The sequence below is a fragment of the Geobacter sp. PheSNFMC genome, assembly GCF_059620965.1.
Genome location: NZ_JCAMRN010000121.1, coordinates 1 through 2,032 on the forward strand (window position 1 = coordinate 1; position 2,032 = coordinate 2,032).

A 2,032-nucleotide genomic window follows, 5' to 3' on the forward strand; every position below is an offset into this window, starting at 1 on the left:
CAGTTGCTGACTTCATGGGTCGTTACAACCAGAAGTGGCTGGTCGAAAAACTCGGGTTCAGAAGCCCACGACAGGCCTTCGAGGAGTATCAACTCCAGATGGCTGCGTGACTCTTATCTTGTGTCCAGGGTACCGGGAGCGCTACACTAGCTACAAACTTACAATCTTGGAGGTGATATGAATGGTTTAGTGGAGAAGGTCTATCAGCATAGAAATGATTATATACTAATTGGGTTAACTGGAAAAATCGGGAGTGGTTGCACTACAGCAGCTGACATATTAACAAAAAAAGTGGATGAAATTGTATTGCCAGAGATCAATATTGGCGAAGACGGAAGAGATGATCTAAGAAAAAAATATATAATATCGAGGTTTTATAAAAGCAATTGGTCAGCATTTACAAAAATATGTGTGCGAGATGTGATAACAACTTTTGTTTTGAATAATAGTTTCAATGATTTAGTTGAATATATCAATGCGGCAATACCTGGTGGCTTGGATATAAACTTCCTTAAACCTGATTATGACGACAAAAGAGAGCTAAACAATAAGTTTATAGAAATATTAGCTAAACGTGCAGAAAAACAAGAAATAACAACAGAACATGCAGAATATGTTTACAACTATCTAACCAATACACTTCCACCGTTCACTACAACAATTAAAAAGGGACTGTCTGCTGAGAGCTATAGAGAGTTCTCAAAGGCGTTCCAACTTTTTGGAGACAATATAAGAAAGTCTGGCTGTGCCATCAATGACACTTTTGATTCAGTAAATATTTACAGTTTAGCCAACAGAATTAACATAATCATAAAGATATTTAAACTTTATAACAAACGTAACAACAAGAAAAATTACTTCGTAATAGATGCTTTTAGAAATCCTTTTGAATCGATGTTTTTCAAAGAAAGGTATTCTGCATTTTATTTAATGGCCATAAAATCTCCAGAAGAAGACAGACACGATAGACTATTTAAAGAATTAAATTTAAATAAGACTCAAATAGAAGATCAGGACAAGAAAGAAAATCCAGATGGTTCACCTTTGGAGAGTAGAGATATTTTTGTCTCACAGAATATAAGTGCGTGCATAGAGAAAGCTGATATTCATATCAATAATGCCGGCAAACATGGAACGGGTAACTTTAATGAACTAAAAGGTCGACTAATTGCCTACGTTTCATTGATTCAACACCCTGGCTTGATTACCCCTGAGCGTGATGAGAAACTGATGCAGATTGCCTATACCGCAAAATTAAACTCAGGCTGTATCTCTAGGCAGGTTGGAGCAGTTGTCACGAATCAACATGGCGCAATTGTATCTATTGGTTGGAACGACGTACCAGAAGGTCAGACGCAATGTTTACTTAGAAATCTTGACCATTTAAACTCAGGAACAGATCTCAAATCTTACAGCGATTATGAAAAATTGGATTGTCAATTTAGAGAAAAAGTTCAGATCAAACTTGAAACATTTAAATCAAGGGAAATGCTTAAAGGTCGTGGATTGGCCTTCTGTTTTAAAGGATTTCATAACGAAATAAAAAAAGACAAAAATCAAGTCCATACTAGAGCATTACACGCTGAAGAAAATGCTTTTTTACAAATTGTAAAGCATGGCGGACAAGGGGTTAAGGGTGGCACACTTTATACAACTGCTTCCCCTTGCGAATTGTGTTCGAAAAAAGCATATCAATTAGGAATCAAGAGGATAGTTTATATAGAACCATACCCAGGAATAGCAGTTAGTCATGTAGTTCATAGTGGCACAAATCAACCAAGCATGTCTTTATTCTCCGGTGCGATTGGTCAGGCATACAGTAAGTTGTATGACCCCATTTTGCCCTACAAGGATGAGTTGAAAGCATTTCATGCTCCGACTGAATGTACAGAGACAGTAATCACCTGACAGTCCGTCCTTGAATGGGTTTCAGATTTACGCTGCCAGATTCGAGTTCTCAGTATCCGATTCTTCGTCCTTTGGCAAGCCTTCTATGAAGGCGGTGTACGGCGTTCTGCCGTTCATGTTGCGT

The 2,032-nt window shown here is 37.7% G+C and carries 1 protein-coding gene and 1 pseudogene; both read left to right on the plus strand.

What is annotated here, in order from left to right; all coding sequences use genetic code 11:
* A pseudogene (locus tag AC6CDK_RS17690) lies at positions 1–110 on the plus strand (IS3 family transposase); the annotation flags it as partial.
* Between the two features lie 67 nt (positions 111–177).
* Positions 178–1,908 carry a deaminase gene (locus AC6CDK_RS17695; RefSeq protein WP_192906046.1) on the plus strand — a complete coding sequence of 577 codons (1,731 nt, stop codon included), beginning with the start codon at positions 178–180 and terminating at the stop codon, positions 1,906–1,908.
* The last annotated feature ends 124 nt before the right edge of the window (positions 1,909–2,032 follow it).